The sequence below is a fragment of the Sphingomonas sp. BL-S-28 genome (assembly GCF_055521515.1).
Genome location: NZ_CM145483.1, coordinates 2,009,717 through 2,024,100 on the forward strand (window position 1 = coordinate 2,009,717; position 14,384 = coordinate 2,024,100).

The 14,384-nt window shown below is 65.5% G+C and carries 12 protein-coding genes; 7 read left to right on the plus strand and 5 right to left on the minus strand.

All coding sequences use genetic code 11. The annotated features are described in order from the left end of the window. The first annotated feature begins 4 nt into the window (after positions 1-4). The 3 genes from ACZ1JC_RS08415 to ACZ1JC_RS08425 are packed head-to-tail and all read left to right on the plus strand — an operon-like array spanning position 5 to position 4,415. Entirely contained in the window at positions 5-1,105 is a 1,101-nt protein-coding gene (locus ACZ1JC_RS08415) for a YkvI family membrane protein (RefSeq protein WP_465139994.1), read from the plus strand. After that, positions 1,102-2,694, plus strand: a complete 1,593-nt coding sequence (locus ACZ1JC_RS08420; RefSeq protein WP_465139993.1) for a serine hydrolase — start codon at positions 1,102-1,104, stop codon at positions 2,692-2,694. The genes ACZ1JC_RS08415 and ACZ1JC_RS08420 overlap by 4 nt, the downstream gene beginning before the upstream one ends. Next, the gene (locus ACZ1JC_RS08425; protein ID WP_465139992.1) at positions 2,691-4,415 is read left to right on the plus strand and encodes an N-acyl-D-amino-acid deacylase family protein; all 1,725 of its coding nucleotides are present in this window, start codon (positions 2,691-2,693) and stop codon (positions 4,413-4,415) included. Before ACZ1JC_RS08420 ends, ACZ1JC_RS08425 begins: the two co-directional genes overlap by 4 nt. Before the next feature lie 12 nt (positions 4,416-4,427). Here the strand turns inward: ACZ1JC_RS08425 and ACZ1JC_RS08430 are convergent, their stop codons facing one another. Next, positions 4,428-5,165 (minus strand): FadR/GntR family transcriptional regulator, encoded by a 738-nt coding sequence (locus ACZ1JC_RS08430; RefSeq protein WP_465139991.1) that lies wholly within the window; start codon positions 5,163-5,165, stop codon positions 4,428-4,430. Between the two features lie 202 nt (positions 5,166-5,367). Next, entirely contained in the window at positions 5,368-6,468 is a 1,101-nt protein-coding gene (locus ACZ1JC_RS08435) for a family 43 glycosylhydrolase (protein ID WP_465139990.1), read from the minus strand. Positions 6,469-6,639: 171 nt separating this feature from the next. Here ACZ1JC_RS08435 and ACZ1JC_RS08440 point away from each other — a divergent pair, with 171 nt between their 5' ends. Genes ACZ1JC_RS08440 through ACZ1JC_RS08455 form a run of 4 tightly spaced genes read left to right on the plus strand, consistent with a single transcriptional unit; the run spans position 6,640 to position 10,779 of the window. Beyond that, positions 6,640-8,247, plus strand: coding sequence for a sodium/sugar symporter (locus ACZ1JC_RS08440; protein ID WP_465139989.1), 1,608 nt, complete (start codon positions 6,640-6,642; stop codon positions 8,245-8,247). Further along, the gene (locus ACZ1JC_RS08445) at positions 8,244-9,113 is read left to right on the plus strand and encodes a 2-dehydro-3-deoxygalactonokinase (RefSeq protein WP_465139988.1); all 870 of its coding nucleotides are present in this window, start codon (positions 8,244-8,246) and stop codon (positions 9,111-9,113) included. Before ACZ1JC_RS08440 ends, ACZ1JC_RS08445 begins: the two co-directional genes overlap by 4 nt. Then, complete coding sequence (locus ACZ1JC_RS08450) at positions 9,110-9,742, plus strand: 2-dehydro-3-deoxy-6-phosphogalactonate aldolase (protein ID WP_465139987.1); 633 nt, start codon at positions 9,110-9,112, stop codon at positions 9,740-9,742. Before ACZ1JC_RS08445 ends, ACZ1JC_RS08450 begins: the two co-directional genes overlap by 4 nt. Continuing rightward, positions 9,742-10,779, plus strand: coding sequence for a glycoside hydrolase family 43 protein (locus ACZ1JC_RS08455; RefSeq protein WP_465139986.1), 1,038 nt, complete (start codon positions 9,742-9,744; stop codon positions 10,777-10,779). Before ACZ1JC_RS08450 ends, ACZ1JC_RS08455 begins: the two co-directional genes overlap by 1 nt. Positions 10,780-10,862: 83 nt before the next feature. On the opposite strand, the gene ACZ1JC_RS08460 is transcribed toward ACZ1JC_RS08455, so the two are convergent. The 3 genes from ACZ1JC_RS08460 to ACZ1JC_RS08470 form a co-directional block, all read right to left on the minus strand. Then, entirely contained in the window at positions 10,863-12,053 is a 1,191-nt protein-coding gene (locus ACZ1JC_RS08460; RefSeq protein ID WP_465139985.1) for an SGNH/GDSL hydrolase family protein, read from the minus strand. Positions 12,054-12,093: 40 nt separating this feature from the next. Next, positions 12,094-13,182, minus strand: a complete 1,089-nt coding sequence (locus tag ACZ1JC_RS08465) for a cellulase family glycosylhydrolase (protein ID WP_465140266.1) — start codon at positions 13,180-13,182, stop codon at positions 12,094-12,096. A gap of 67 nt (positions 13,183-13,249) precedes the next feature. Continuing rightward, positions 13,250-14,374: an aldose epimerase family protein gene (locus ACZ1JC_RS08470; protein ID WP_465139984.1), complete on the minus strand. Its 1,125-nt coding sequence runs from the start codon at positions 14,372-14,374 to the stop codon at positions 13,250-13,252. Positions 14,375-14,384 lie beyond the last annotated feature (10 nt).

The window sequence follows — 14,384 nt, forward strand, 5'->3', positions numbered from 1 at the left end:
AGGAGTGAGCCGCGCCGCCGATCGCTTTCGCCGCTTCCTCCTGCCCGGGCTGGCCTTCAAGGCGGTGATCATCGGTGGCGGCTATGCCACGGGGCGGGAAATCGCGCAGTTCTTCCTGCCGGCAGGGCCATGGGGCGGGCTGGCGGCGATGGCATTGGCGATGGCGATCTGGTCGCTGGTTGCGGCCGCCACGTTCCGCTTGGCCCATGCGATCGGCGCGCGGGATTATCGCCATTTCTTTGAAGCACTGCTGAGCCGCGGCTGGGTGCTGTTCGAGATCACGTATGCGGTGTTCATCGTGCTGATCCTTGCCGTGTTCGGCGCGGCGGCGGGCGCCATCGCAGCGGCCACGCTGGGCGTACCGGCGATCCTGGGCACCTTGGCCCTGATGTTCGCGATCGTCGCCTGCGTCGCCTTCGGCAACCGGGGGGTGGAGCGGGTCTTCCTGTGGGTCTCGATCCTGCTCTACGCGACATACGCAGTGTTCTTCGTGCTGATCCTGTCCGGCACGGGCGAGCGGATCGGGGCGGCCTTTGCCCACGCGTCCGGGCCGAGCGGCGATTGGGCCAGCGGCGGCGTGATCTATGCCGGATACAACATCATCGGTGCGGTGATCGTGCTGCCGGTAACGCGCCATTTCCGCAAAGGCAGCGATGCCGTGGTTGCCGGTCTGCTGGCCGGCCCGCTGGCGATGATCCCGGCGTTGATCTTCTTTCTGGCGATGACTGCCTTCCTGCCGGGCATCGCCGATGCGGTGCTGCCTTCGGACTACATGCTGACGCGGATCGGGCATCCGGCCTTCCATATCCTGTTCCAGTTCATGATCTTCACCGCCCTGCTGGAAAGCGGCACCGGCGCGGTTCATGCGGTGAACGAGCGGATTGCGCGCACCGGCATCGTGCTGGGCCCGTGGCTGCGTGCCGGCGCGGCGCTGGCGGTGCTGGCGCCCTGCATGTTGATCGCGGACCGGGTCGGCCTCGTGACCCTGATCGCCTCCGGCTATTCCGCGCTCGCTTGGGCGCTGATCGCTCTTTACGTCGTTCCGCTGCTGCTTGTGGTCCTGCTGCGCCGCCGGCCCGGCGCCCCTTTGGAGATCGCCCAATGACATTCAGATATGCCGCCGCATTGGGCGGATTGCTGCTCGCCGCCCAACCGGCCTTCGCCGCGCCGCCGCCGGACCTGGACGCCCGGATCGAGGAAATCCGCGAAAAGTCCGGCACGCCGGGCATGTCGGTGGCGATCGTCGAACATGGGCAGGTGGTCTTCGCCAAGGGCTTCGGCGTGCGCAAGTTGGGATCGCCGGAGAAAGTGGACGCCGATACGCTGTTCATGATCGGCTCTACCGGCAAGGCCTTCACCAGCGCCGCGCTGGCCCGGCTGGTCGATGCGGGCAAGCTGAACTGGGACGACAAGGTGATCGATCACCTGCCCGATTTCCGTATGTACGATTCCTGGGTCACGCGCGAAATGACGGTGCGCGATCTGCTGGTCCACCGCAGCGGGTTGGGCCTTGGCGCGGGCGATCTGCTGATGGTGCCGCGCGGCAAGCTGTCGCGTGCGGAGATCGTCAAGCGGTTGCGCTATATCAAGCCGGCCACCAGTTTCCGCTCGGCCTATGCCTATGACAACATCCTCTACATCGTCGCGGGCGCGGTGATCGAGGCGGTGAGCGGGCAAAGCTACGAAGACTTCATGCGGGACAACGTCTTCAAGCCCGCCGGCCTGCCGGATGCGACGGCCGACATGGCGGTGCAGCTCTCCGCGCCGGACCGCGCGCATCCGCATGCCCGCTATGGCGAACTGGTGCGCGGCACCGGGCCGATGAAGCTGCTGGACGAGCATGACCGGCTGGGGCAGGCCGGCGCGCCGGCTGGGCTGCTGGCCGCCAGCGCCAACGATCTGGCACGCTGGCTGCAGATCCAGCTTGCCCACGGCGCGCTGCCGGACGGCAAGGGCCGCCTGTTCAGCGAAGCGGCCGCGAAAGAGATGTGGACGCCGGTAACGCCGATCCCGATCTCCCCCATGCCCGCGCCGATTTCCGGCATCACGCCGGGCTACGATGCCTATGCGCTGGGCTGGGAAGTGCGCGATTACAAGGGCGCCAAGCTCGTCTGGCATTCGGGCGGCCTGTTCGGTTTCACCACGATCGTCGTGATGATACCGGACCGCGACGTGGGCTTTGCCATCACCGTCAACAGCGAGGAACTCGAACCCCGCATGGGCCTGATGTACGAGTTGATCGATCACTATATCGGCCAACCCGCGCAGGACTGGCCCAGCCGCTTCGGCGAGTTCCGCCGCACGCGCATCGCCGGCGCGCAGGCGGCAGTGCAGCAGAAGGGCGCCGCGCCGGCAAAGGTCGGTCCATCGCTGCCCGTGGCCCGCTATGCCGGCAGCTACGCCGATCCCTGGTACGGCACGCTGAAGGTGGCGCCGGTCGGCAAGGGCCTCTCGGTCGATTTCACGACGACGCCGGGGATGACCGGCAAGTTGACGCATTACCAATACGATACTTTCATCGCGAAGTTCGACGATCCGGCGATCGAGCCGGCCTATCTGACCTTCAATCTCGATGCGGAAGGGAAGGTTTCGCAGATCACCATGAAGCCGGTGTCTCCCATCGCCGATTTCAGCTTCGACTATCAGGACCTGCTGTTCACGCCGCAAGCTGCCACAGCGGAGGCCGCCCGATGAAGCGGCCGTTGCTGGCTTTCGCCCTTTCCGCGGCTTCGATCGCCCTGATCGGTGCTGCGCCGCCGGAAGCGTACGACCTGATCGTCCGGAACGGCACGATCTACGATGGTTCGGGCGGCACACCCTACCGGGGCGACGTCGCCATTCGCGGTGACCGCATCGTCGCGGTGGCGCCGCATGTGGACGGGCGGGCGAAGGCGGAACTGGACGCCAGCGGCAAGGCCGTGGCGCCCGGTTTCATCAACATGCTCGCCCATCCCGAACAGAGCCTGCTGATCGATGGCCGTGCGCTGTCCGATCTGGCGCAGGGCGTGACGCTGGAGGTTATGGGCGAAATCTCGATGGGCCCGCTGAGCCCGGCGATGAAGAAGGACATGACCGACCAGCAGGGCGACTATCATTACGATGTCGACTGGACGACGCTGGGCGAATACTTCAAGCGGCTTGAGGCGCGGCCGATCGCGCCCAATGTCGCCTCGTTCGTCAGTGCGGGCACGGTGCGCGAAGCGGTGCTGGGCGCCAACGACGTGCAGCCCGATGCGGCGCAGATGGCGACGATGCAGCGCCTTGTGCGGGAAGCGATGGAGCAGGGCGCGCTGGGGCTTACCGACGCGCTGATCTACACGCCGGCGACGTTCGCGCATACGGATGAGTTGAAGGCGCTGGCCAAGGTCTCCGCGCAGTGCGGCGGCATCTACACGGTGCACATGCGCAGCGAGGGCGACCGCATCGAACAGGCGGTGCAGGAAACCATCGATATTGCCGAATATTCCGGCGCCCCTGCCGAAATCTATCACTTCAAGCTGGCCGGCCGCGACAACTGGGGCAAGTTCGACAGCGTCGTGGGCATGATCGAGGCGGCGCGGGCGCGGGGCACGCGCATTTCCGCCAACATGTACAACTACACGGCGGGCGCCACCGGCCTCGACGCCGCAATGCCTCCGTGGGTACAGGCCGGGGGCTATCAGGAATGGTCTGCGCGCCTGAAAGACCCGGCCACGCGCGCCAAGGTCGCCGCCGAAATGCGCACCGCACACCCGGCCAGCTGGGAAAACCTCTATGCCGGGGCGGGGGCGGAAGGCACGATCCTGCTGGCCTTCAAGAATCCGGCGCTGAAACCGCTGACCGGCAAGAGCCTTGCCGAAGTGGCCAGGATGCGCGGCAAGAGCCCGGAAGAGACGGCGATGGACCTCGTCGTCGAGGACGGCACGCGGGTCGGCGTCGCCTATTTCCTGATGAGCGAGGACAATGTCCGCCGCTCCATCAAGCTGCCGTGGATGAGTTTCGGCTCCGATGAGGAAGCGCCGGCGCCGGAAGGCGTGTTCCTGCTCTCCAAGCACCATCCGCGCGCCTATGGCAACTTCGCGCGCCTGCTGGGGCATTACGTGCGCGATACCAAGGACCTGACCTTGGCGGAAGCCGTACGCCGGCTGACCAGCCTGCCGGCGGATAACCTGTCGCTTGCCGACCGCGGCCGGCTGAAGGCGGGCGTGTTCGCCGATGTCGTCGTGTTCGATCCCGCGACGATCACCGACCATGCGACCTATGATCAGCCCGAACGACTGGCGACCGGGGTGAGTGACGTGATCGTCAACGGCGGCTTCGCGCTGCGCGGCGGCAAAGCAACGGGCGCCGGCACAGGCCGCGTCCTGCGCGGCCGTGCGGGGCAGGCTGGCGGCAGTTGCCGGGCCGCCGCCGCCGACTGGACATGGAGTTCCTGAGGAAGTGCAGGCTCACTCTTCCAAAGGCGAGCGATCCTCGATCAGGACGAGCACGTCCCCGATAATGCGGCGCATCGCGACCCGTGCGGCCTGGGGATCGCGCGCGGCGATCGCATCGCGGACTTTGGCATGCTCCGCCACATCCGCCGTGCGGCCCTTGATGCGGTTGGTGAAGCGAATGGAGGTGCGTAGCGCCGTGCTCACCACGTCGCGCAGCTGAATGTAGAAAGGGTTCTTCGATGCGCGCAGCACGGCCACGTGAAACGCGATGTCCGCATCCAGCGCTTCATCGAGCCCGCGCTCGGCCGCCTGCATGCGCTGCAGACCCTCGTCGATCCGCTTGATGTCGTCCTCGTCCGCCACTTGTGCCGCCAGCGCGGCAGCCTCGGGCTCGACCGCGACGCGCAGTTCGTTGAACTGGCGAAGCAGGTCCACTGAAAGCTGCCGTTCCAGCATCCAGCGCAGCACATCGGTATCGAACAGGTTCCACGAAGAGGTCGGCTGGATCGTGGTTCCCTGCCGTGGCCGCGCGCTCAGAAGTCCCTTCGCCGTCAACATCTTCACGGCTTCACGCGTGACCGAGCGGCTGACGCCGTGCTGTTTGGCAAGTTCCGCTTCGGTGGGGAAGACAGCGTTGTCAAACTTGCCCGTCACGATCGCGCGCCCGATGCTATCAAGCAGACCGTAAGTAAGGTTGCGACCGAGCTGCGACGCCGGCTCGTCGATGATGAAAGGGGAAGGGGCTACCAAAACGCTGTCCTTAACTTGAACTGCCCGATCGCCACAGCGGGTCAGGTGAGTGCCGCAAGTCCAGACAAGGGCGTTTCGCGGCCCAAGTCAATTCATATGATAATTCCTATAGACCGATTACACGGAATTCATGCGGCAGTGGCGGCCCGGCCCACCCTGCGCCGCACTGCCTGCGGAGCAAGGCGGGCCGGGCCGATGCGGGTCATTTCACGCCCGGAAACGCCTTCAGCAGCGCATCGTATTGTGCCTTGCTGATTTCGATCATGGAGCCGTGGCGAAGCCCTGCGGGCATCTCGTAACGGTTCCATTCGGGAACGCCCGAGTTGCCCGAAACCTGGAACCACGGGCCGGCAAGGCGCGGCGCCTTGGACAGGCCGTAGCTGGTTCCGGCATATTGCTCGTAGTACATCAGCCAGTCCTCTCCATTCGGCGCGCGGATGACGGTCGGCGCTTCGCGGAAGTTGGGGCTGATCGGCGGGCCCGGCGGGGGGTAGGGGCCAAGCAGGTCCTTCGCGCAGGAAATGCGCACGGTCTTCCCGGTCGTCCAGTTATAGCTGGGATAGCGTTCGTCCTTGATCACGGCACAATAGCCGCTGCCATCGGCTTCGGGCTGAATGAACGTATCGATCGTCGCCATGTCCCAATCGAACAGGCGGCGCGGTGCCTTCTCAAAGCGCTTGAGATCGGGAGAGAGGGCATAGAGCGTGCGCTGACTGGCCCAGTAGCGCTCAGGATCTTCGGGCACGCCGGGAACGGTGGCGGTGTGCCAGGTCAGCAGGAACTGGTTCGATCGCTTGTCGAAGAACAGCTTCGGCGCGCCGATCCGCTGCATCGCATGCGGCAGGCCGGGAATGTTCGACAGGTCGGGGCGGTAAGTGCCGTAAGGCTTCCAGTTGACCAGATCGTCCGAGACCCAGAAGCGGATGAACGGATCGTCGTCGCTCTTGTTGCCGACCAGGTAATAGCGGCCGTCACCCCCGCGCGCGATCGAGGCATGGCCATGGTAGTCTGCGGACACCGGATTGCCGCCGTTGATCTGCTGCCAGTGCAAGCCGTCGCGGCTGACCGAATAGTAGAGCACGCCGTAGTGCTCCTTCGTCATGTGCGCGAAAAGGTATGCCTTGTCGGGATCGACGTAGGGCGTTTCCGGCGCCCCCGGCACGACTTCGGCGCGTGGCGCCTGGCCTGCTGGCGCTGGCTGGCCCTGCGCTACGGCAGGCGTCTGCAGCAACGAAAGCATCGCGGCAGCCGATGCCGCCGCAAGCGTCGCCGTGGCGGCGAAGCGCGATTTGCCCCGAACCAAATTCCTTCTCCCTTTGGTACTTTGTTGGCCCCAGCAGATCGCGTTCGACCCTCATTGTCAAGATTGATATTATAAATAGGTGTTTTATGGATAGGCCAACGGGCGAGGTCGGATCGGCGCGATTCGGACCTGCGCTGCCCGGCGCTCAATAGCCGGGATCGGGGAGAGAAGATGGAACTGGCGACGATCGACATAGCCGTGGTCGTGATCTACGCGATCGGAATTTTCGGCCTTGCTCAATGGGTAAGCCGTGAAAAGGCGGGGGCCGGGCCGAAGAATTCGACCGACTATTTCCTCGCATCCAAGAATCTGCCGTGGTGGGCCATCGGGGCATCGCTGATCGCCGCGAACATTTCTGCGGAACAGATCGTAGGCATGTCTGGGTCCGGCTATGCGATCGGGCTGGCCATCGCGTCTTACGAGTGGATGGCGGCGGCGACTCTGCTGATCGTGGGCAAGTTCTTCCTGCCCATCTTCCTGCGCAACGAGATCTACACGATGCCGCAGTTCCTGGAGCGGCGATACGGCCCGGGCATTCGCACCTTGATGGCGGTGTTCTGGCTGGTGCTCTACGTCTTCGTGAACCTGACGAGCATCATCTGGCTGGGCTCCGTTGCCGTGACCAAGGTGGCGGGCGTGGACCAGAACGTGGCCCTGATCGCGCTGGGCGTCTTCGCGCTGCTCTATCAGCTGCGCGGCGGCCTGAAGGCCGTGGCGCTGACGGACATCGTGCAAGTCACGCTGCTGGTGCTGGGCGGGCTGGTCATCGCGGTGCTGACGCTGGGCCAGATCGGCGAAGGGCAGGGCGTTATTGCCGGCTTCTCCCGCCTGATGGCCCGGGCGCCCGATCACTTCGAAATGATCCTGGACAAGAGCAATCCCCACTACATGGACCTGCCCGGACTGTCGGTGCTGATCGGCGGCATGTGGATCGCCAACTTGTCCTACTGGGGCTTCAACCAGTACATCATCCAGCGCGCGCTGGCGGCCAAGTCCATCGACGAGGCGCAGCGCGGGATGCTGTTCGCGGCGTTCCTCAAGCTTATCATGCCGATCATCATCGTGCTTCCCGGCATCGCGGCGGTCGTGCTGGCACCCGATCTGGCCAAGCCGGACGAAGCCTATCCCACGATGATGCGGATGCTGCCGCCCGGGCTGCTTGGCCTTGTTTTTGCGGCATTGGTGGCCGCGATCGTCGCTTCCACTGCCTCCAAGATCAATTCGATCGCCACGATCTTCACGCTCGACGTGTGGAACAAGCTCCGCAAGGCGGCAGATCAGGCGGACGATCGGGAGGACGATCAGGCCAGGGGCGCGCAGGAGCGCAAGCTGGTGCTGGTGGGCCGCGTGGCCGCTGCAGTGGCGATCGTGCTGGCCATCCTTACTGCCCGTCCGCTGGTGGGTTCCAGTGCCCAGGCATTCCAGTTCATCCAGGAATTCACTGGCTTCTTCACCCCCGGCATCACCGTGATCTTCCTGCTGGGCCTGTTCTGGCGCCGCGCCAACGAGCCGGGCGCCATCGCCGCCGCCATCGCGTCCGTGGCGCTTTCCTGGGCTTTCAAGGTATGGACCCCCGGCATCCCCTTCATGGACCGCATGGGCATCGTGTTTCTTGCGGCCCTGGCGCTGGCCATCGTCGTATCGCTGGCCACGCCGGCGCGGCGTGACAGGGACACGATCTCTACCGGCGACGTGCGCTATGCCACTTCGGCGGGGTTCAATGCGGGCGCCATCGCGGTCGTGCTGGTGCTTTGCGTTCTCTACGCGGTGTTCTGGTGAGCGGCGCCGCCTTCATCGCGGTTGACTGGGGAACCACCAACCGCCGTGCCTACCGGATCGAACACGGGCAAGTCGTCGCAACCGAGCGCGACGATCTGGGCATCCTTTCGGTGCGGTCGGGACGGTTTCTCGAACTCGCAGCGTCGCTGCGTGGGCGGTACGACGGCCTGCCGATGTTGCTGGCAGGCATGGTGGGATCCAATCGGGGCTGGAAGGATGCCGGCTACGTTGCCGCGCCCGCCTCGATCGCGGACCTTGCCGCGCGGCTGGTCCCGGTGGCGGACGGAATCGCCATCGTTCCGGGCGTCTGCCGTGACAGCGGCGGGCGGCAGGACGTCATGCGGGGGGAGGAAGTACAGCTTCTCGGCGCCGTGGCGGCAGGCCTTGCGCCGGGCGACGCGCTCCTGTGCCAACCGGGCACGCACGCCAAGTGGGCGACCATGCAAGGCGGCGCGCTGATCGATTTCACGACCGCGATGACCGGGGAACTGTTCGCCCTGCTCAAGGCCCATGCCCTGATCGGGGCTGAGATGGCCGGAGAGGTGGACGCGGATGCGGATTTCCACGCCGGTGTCGAGGCCAGCGGAGACCGGGACCTGCTGGCCGCGCTGTTCGGCGTGCGGGCCGCGTCCGTGCTCGGCAAACGTCCGGCTGGCGCGGCGGCAGCCTATGTCAGCGGGCTGTTGATCGGTTCCGACTGCCGCGCCCGCATCCGGCCCGGCCAGACAGTCTACCTGCTGGCCGACGGCCTTCTCGCACGGCTCTATTCCGCCGCCATCGCCATCGCCGGGGGAGAGGCTGTCGTGGTCGACAGCCATGCGTCCTTCGTCGCCGGCATCACCCGCATCTGGGACTTAGCTTCATGATCGATCTTGCCACTGCACTTGCCGCGCTTCCGCTTGTCGCCATCTTGCGCGGCATCCGGCCCGATGAGGTGGAGGCCGCCGCCGACGTCCTTGTCGAAGCCGGTTTCCGCCTGATCGAGGTGCCGCTGAATTCGCCCGATCCGCTGAACAGCATCGAGAAGCTGGCGCACCGCGTGGGTGAGGCGGCGATCGTCGGCGCCGGCACCGTCCTGACCACCGCACAAGTGGCACAAGTGCAGGATGCCGGCGGCGCGATGATCGTTTCGCCCAACACCGACGTGGCCGTGATCGCTGAAAGCGCGCGCCGCAACATGGTCTCGCTGCCCGGCTACTTCACCCCGACCGAGGCTTTTGCCGCGCTGGCGGCGGGGGCAAGCGGTTTGAAGCTGTTCCCCGCCGAGGCGGCGACACCGGCCGTGGTCAAGGCGCAGCGCGCGGTGCTGCCGAGGGAGGTTCCGCTGCTGGCGGTGGGCGGCATCGCGCCGGACAATATGGGGCCGTGGCGCACGGCGGGCGCGGACGGTTTCGGTCTCGGCTCCGCGCTTTACCGCGCCGGTGCGACGACAGAAGAAATTGCCGCAAACGCCCGCGCATTCGCGAGGGCCTGGGCAGAGATGGAGGTGCGCTGATGATCGCCAAGATGAATACCCGGATTTTGTCCTCCGCAGCGCTGGCGCTTGCGCTCGCAGGCTGCGCCACGGCGGGCACCAAGACTGCAAGCACACCGGCGACGCTGACCAATCCGCTGCTCACCAGCGGACCCGATCCGTGGATCGTCCATCACGGCTCCACGTTCTATTTTCTCGGCACCAAGGGCGATCGCATCGCGATCCGCCAGACCGACGATCTTGGCAAGCTGGCCGAGGCGCCCGAGCATGTGATCTGGACGCCGCCGGCAACCGGGCTCAACGCGATCTCGATCTGGGCGCCGGAGCTGCACCGGCTGGATGGCAAATGGTACGTCTACTACACCGCGGCCGAGGCCGGGCATGACGACGACGCCCATCGCGGCGTCTTCGTGCTGGAGAATGCCAGCGCCGATCCGCTCAAAGGCGAATGGATCGACCGGGGCCGCATCAACACGCGCATGACCGGGCTGGACGGCACCGTTTTCGAGCATGGCGGCAAGCGCTACTTCGTCTATTCGGCCTATGACGGACCGGACAGCGTGCTGGCGATTGCGCCGATGACGAACCCCTGGACGCTGGGACCGGGGGAAACCGTGATTGCCCGACCAGATCTTGCCTTCGAACGCCAGGGCGGCCGCCAGATCCTTGAGGGGCCGGAGTTTCTGCCCGGGCCCAACGGAGACCTGTTCCTTTCCTATTCGGCCAGCGCCTGCTGGTCGGACGACTATGCGCTGGGCCTGCTCCACGCGAAGCCGGGCAGCGATCCGCTTTCGCCGGAAAGCTGGACCAAGTCGCCGCGCCCGGTGCTCGCCAAGGCGCCGCAGAACAATGTCTATGCCACCGGACACAACGGCTTCTTCACCACTGATGGCGGCAGGAAGACCTGGATCGTCTATCACGCGAACGATGGGGCGGACCAGAAGTGCACCGCAGCGCGTTCGCCGCGCGTGCAGCGCATGGATTGGGCCAAGGACGGCACGCCGGTGTTTCCCGTGCCCTCGCGCGCCGGCGATCGTGTAGAGGCGCCGCGGCCGTAACGGCTGCCCGCCGGATCTCCCTCCTGTCAGGGGGATCCGGCGGAGCGGGCGGACGGAACCGCCTGCCGTCTGCCGCCCGCTCTTTATCTCGCCGGGGCCAGCAGCGACAGGTTCACGGCATCGCCCATTGCACGCAGGCCCGCATCATTCGGGTGCAGATGATCGCCGGGGTCGAATTCGGGCCTGAGGTCCGTGGGCGCGGCCGGATTGCGCACCGCCGCTTCGAAATCGACGACGCCGTCGAAGATACCGCCGCTGCGGATCGCCGTGTTGACGGCCTGCCGGGTGCGTTCCTTGGTAGGCGACATGTACCCGGCGTGCAGGGCCGGCGTCATGGTCCCGCCGATCACCTTGATGCCCAGCGCATGGGCGCGGGCCACGAACTGGCGGTAGCCCTGGATCAACTGGTCGGCAGTCAGGGCATCGGCGCCCTGTTCGGCGCCGTTGCCGATGTCGTTGATCCCTTCCAGGAAGATCACGTGGGTAACGCCCGGAACACTGGCGACATCGCGCCAGAAACGGTCCAGCGCGGGCGTCGCGCGGCCCGGCTTCAGGACGCGATTGCCGCTGATGCCCATGTTGACGACGCCGCACCGCTGCGAAGCGGGCAGCGCGGCCATGCGTTCCGCCAGACGGCCCGGCCAACCGCGCGTCAGGGGCGAGAGGCCGAGGAAGCCGTCGGTGATCGAATCCCCGAACGCCACCACCGTACAGGGGGCCCGCAAAGTGCGGACTGACACGAGCGAGAGATAGGGGCGCACTTTGATCGGCGTGAATGTCGGGCTTGTCCCGGCCGGCGCGAACGCCATTTCAAGGCCAAGATTGGTTTGCCCCGGCCGCGTGGGCGTTGCGAACGTGACGCTGACGATGACATCCTGCCCGATGCGGAAGGGGGCGGCCAGAGGGTCGCTCAGCAAAGTCTGCCCCTTGGTGAGGGCAAATCCGGGCTTGCCTGAAAAACTCACCGCATGGATCGAATCCGCGGCGACATCGGTGCCGCTCGGGCCCGAGGGACTGGCCACGCTCACTGTCGATACGGCAAGCGCCGTCGCGCCTTCCGCATTGCTGATCGTCAGCTGCAATGCGTCACCGGCCTGGCTCAAGCGGACGCGATAACGGTAGGTGCCGGCCGGCTGTTCGGGATCGCCCGATCCGCTGTCGGCAGGGGCATAACCCCATGCTCCCGCCCAGGCCGAGGCGGCCTGGGCGGGAACCGCAAGAGTAAGGCCGCTCAGCGCGGCGCAGAAGGCGACAGGAAACGTGAGGTTACGCATGACGCCTCTCTTGTCGGAGTAAAAGCGGGGTTGTCCAGCCTTACTTCTTGGGCACCACGCCCTTGGGCGCCTTGGCCAATGTGCGGATCAGATCGACCTCGGCCTGGCGGTACGGCGTGCCGTCATTGCGGAACACCTCGTGGAACCAGATCGTCGGCTCGTCCATCGTGTAAGGCTTCTTCCACGAATCCCACGGCAGGCGGGTCTGGGTCTTGCCGTCCACGAAGCCCCAGTTGATCATCGCCACGTTCTCGCGCTTGCCGATCGGCAGCGAGCCGTCGAAGGTCGAGCCGTTGCCGCGGGCCATGAACTCGGTGCAGAGGATCGGGCGACCGTAGATCTTCAGTTGGTTGACGCGGCCCTGGAAAGTCTCCGGCCAGTTGTAGTCGTGGAACGAGATCACGTCCGACTGGGTAAGCTGAAGCTTTTCCATGGGCGAAAGCTTGGCATCCGTTGCCCAATCGTCATGCTGCCAGACGCCTGAGGTGAGCGGCTGGGTCGGCTCTGCGGCGCGGGCCCAGTCGAAGGTTTTTGCCAGCAGGGCGCGGACCAACGGTTCCTTGCCTTCCTGTCCCCGGTACTGGTCGGCGCCATTGTCCGGCTCGTTCCAGAGATCCCAGCCGAGGATGCGGTCGTCCTTTGCGAAGGCGCCGATAACGCCCTGCACATAGGCCTTCAGGCGCGGTTCCTGCGAAGGATCGCGCAAGGCGGGCAAGCCCGGGGCCTGCACCCAGCCCGAATTGTGGACACCCGGAATCGGCGGACGCTGCGGGCCGAGCACGGGATTGGGATCCCAGCAGCTGTCGAACAGCACGAACAGCGGCTTGATCTTGTGCTTGGCGGCAATCGTCAGGAATTCGTCGATCCGCTTCTTGAAGCCTTCGGGATCCTGCTGCCACAGCTGATCGTGCAGGAACACGCGCATGGTGTTCATGCCGATGTTCTCGGCAAGACCCAGCTCGTAGTCGATCCGCTTGGGATCCCAGGTGGCTTCCTGCCACATCTCCATCTGGTTGATCGCGTTGGCGGGGGCGTAGTTGGAGCCGACCAGCCAGGGCTGTTTGGCGTACCATGCCTTTGCCTCTGCCGGCGTCCACTGGGGGCGTGCCTCGGCCGGAATGGCGGTCATTGCGGTGATGCCCAGTGCGGCAGTAACCAGCAGGCGGGTTGCGAAGGCTTTCACAGGATTTCTCCCCTTATTCTGCGATGAAGAACTTGTAGGTCATGACATTCCGGTAGGTCTTGCCCGGATCGAGGCGTACCGACGGAAACTGCGGCTGGTTCGGGCTGTCCGGAAACAGTTGCGGTTCGAATACGAGCGAGTCGCCCTGACGGTAGATCTGGCCGGACTTGCCGATGATCGTTCCGTCCATGAAATTGCCCGAATAGAACTGGAGTCCCGGCTGGTTGGACCAGAGTTCGAAGCCCCGGCCGGAAGCAGGATCGGATACGCGGGCCATCAGGTGCTGGTCGGGCGTGACGGCATTGCCGATCACCCAGTTGTGATCGTAGCCACGTCCATAGCGGATCTGCGCATCGCTGCCTTTGCGCACGCGCGCGCCGACGGGGGTCGGCTGGCGGAAATCGAACACGGTTCCCGCGACGTTCTGGTGTTGCCCCACCGGAATCGACGTTTCATCGGTTGGGGTGAAGCGGTCGGCGGGGATGGTCAGGACATGGTTCATCGCCGTCTGACCGGGCCCTGCCAGGTTCCAGTAGGCATGGTTGGAGATGTTCACCACGGTCGGCTTGTCGGTGCTGGCCGTGTAGGTGATCGTCAGATTGTTCTGTTCGTCCAGTGCATAAGTCGCATCGGTGGTCAGCGTGCCGGGATAGCCCATGTCGCCGTCCGTGCTGACATAGCGCAGGGTGACGCTGGCCTTCTGGCCCTGCTTCACGTCACGCACGGTCCAGACGACCTTGTCGAAACCCTTGGTGCCGCCGTGCAACGAGTTGGGGCCGTTGTTGATCGGGACCGAATAGTCCTTGCCGTCGAAAGTGAACTTGCCCCTGGCAATGCGATTGGCCACCCGGCCGACGGTGGCGCCGAAGAACTGGCCGTCCTTCGCGTAGCCGTCCAGATTGTCGTAGCCGACGGCGATATCCACGGTTTTGCCGTCGCGGCCGGGCATCATCACCGACTGGATCGATGCGCCCAGCGTCATCACGCGCACGGACATGCCCTTCGCGTTGCTGAGCGTGATCGCTTCCACGGCCGTGCCGTCGGGCATCTTTCCGAAGGGTTCGCGCTTCGCTTCCGCTGCCAGCGCGGACGTGGATACCGTGCCCAGCAGGGCAACGGTGGCTATGGTCCTGAGCATCGTCTCTCCT

Bases quoted from the DNA above. Each gene is read 5' to 3' on its own strand.
- ACZ1JC_RS08420 (WP_465139993.1), top strand. From the start codon at position 1,102: ATGACATTCAGATATGCCGCCGCATTGGGCGGATTGCTGCTCGCCGCC.
- ACZ1JC_RS08425 (WP_465139992.1), top strand. From the start codon at position 2,691: ATGAAGCGGCCGTTGCTGGCTTTCGCCCTTTCCGCGGCTTCGATCGCC.
- ACZ1JC_RS08440 (WP_465139989.1), top strand. From the start codon at position 6,640: ATGGAACTGGCGACGATCGACATAGCCGTGGTCGTGATCTACGCGATC.
- ACZ1JC_RS08450 (WP_465139987.1), top strand. From the start codon at position 9,110: ATGATCGATCTTGCCACTGCACTTGCCGCGCTTCCGCTTGTCGCCATC.
- ACZ1JC_RS08455 (WP_465139986.1), top strand. From the start codon at position 9,742: ATGATCGCCAAGATGAATACCCGGATTTTGTCCTCCGCAGCGCTGGCG.
- ACZ1JC_RS08460 (WP_465139985.1), bottom strand. From the start codon at position 12,053: ATGCGTAACCTCACGTTTCCTGTCGCCTTCTGCGCCGCGCTGAGCGGC.
- ACZ1JC_RS08465 (WP_465140266.1), bottom strand. From the start codon at position 13,182: ATGACCGCCATTCCGGCCGAGGCACGCCCCCAGTGGACGCCGGCAGAG.
- ACZ1JC_RS08470 (WP_465139984.1), bottom strand. From the start codon at position 14,374: ATGCTCAGGACCATAGCCACCGTTGCCCTGCTGGGCACGGTATCCACG.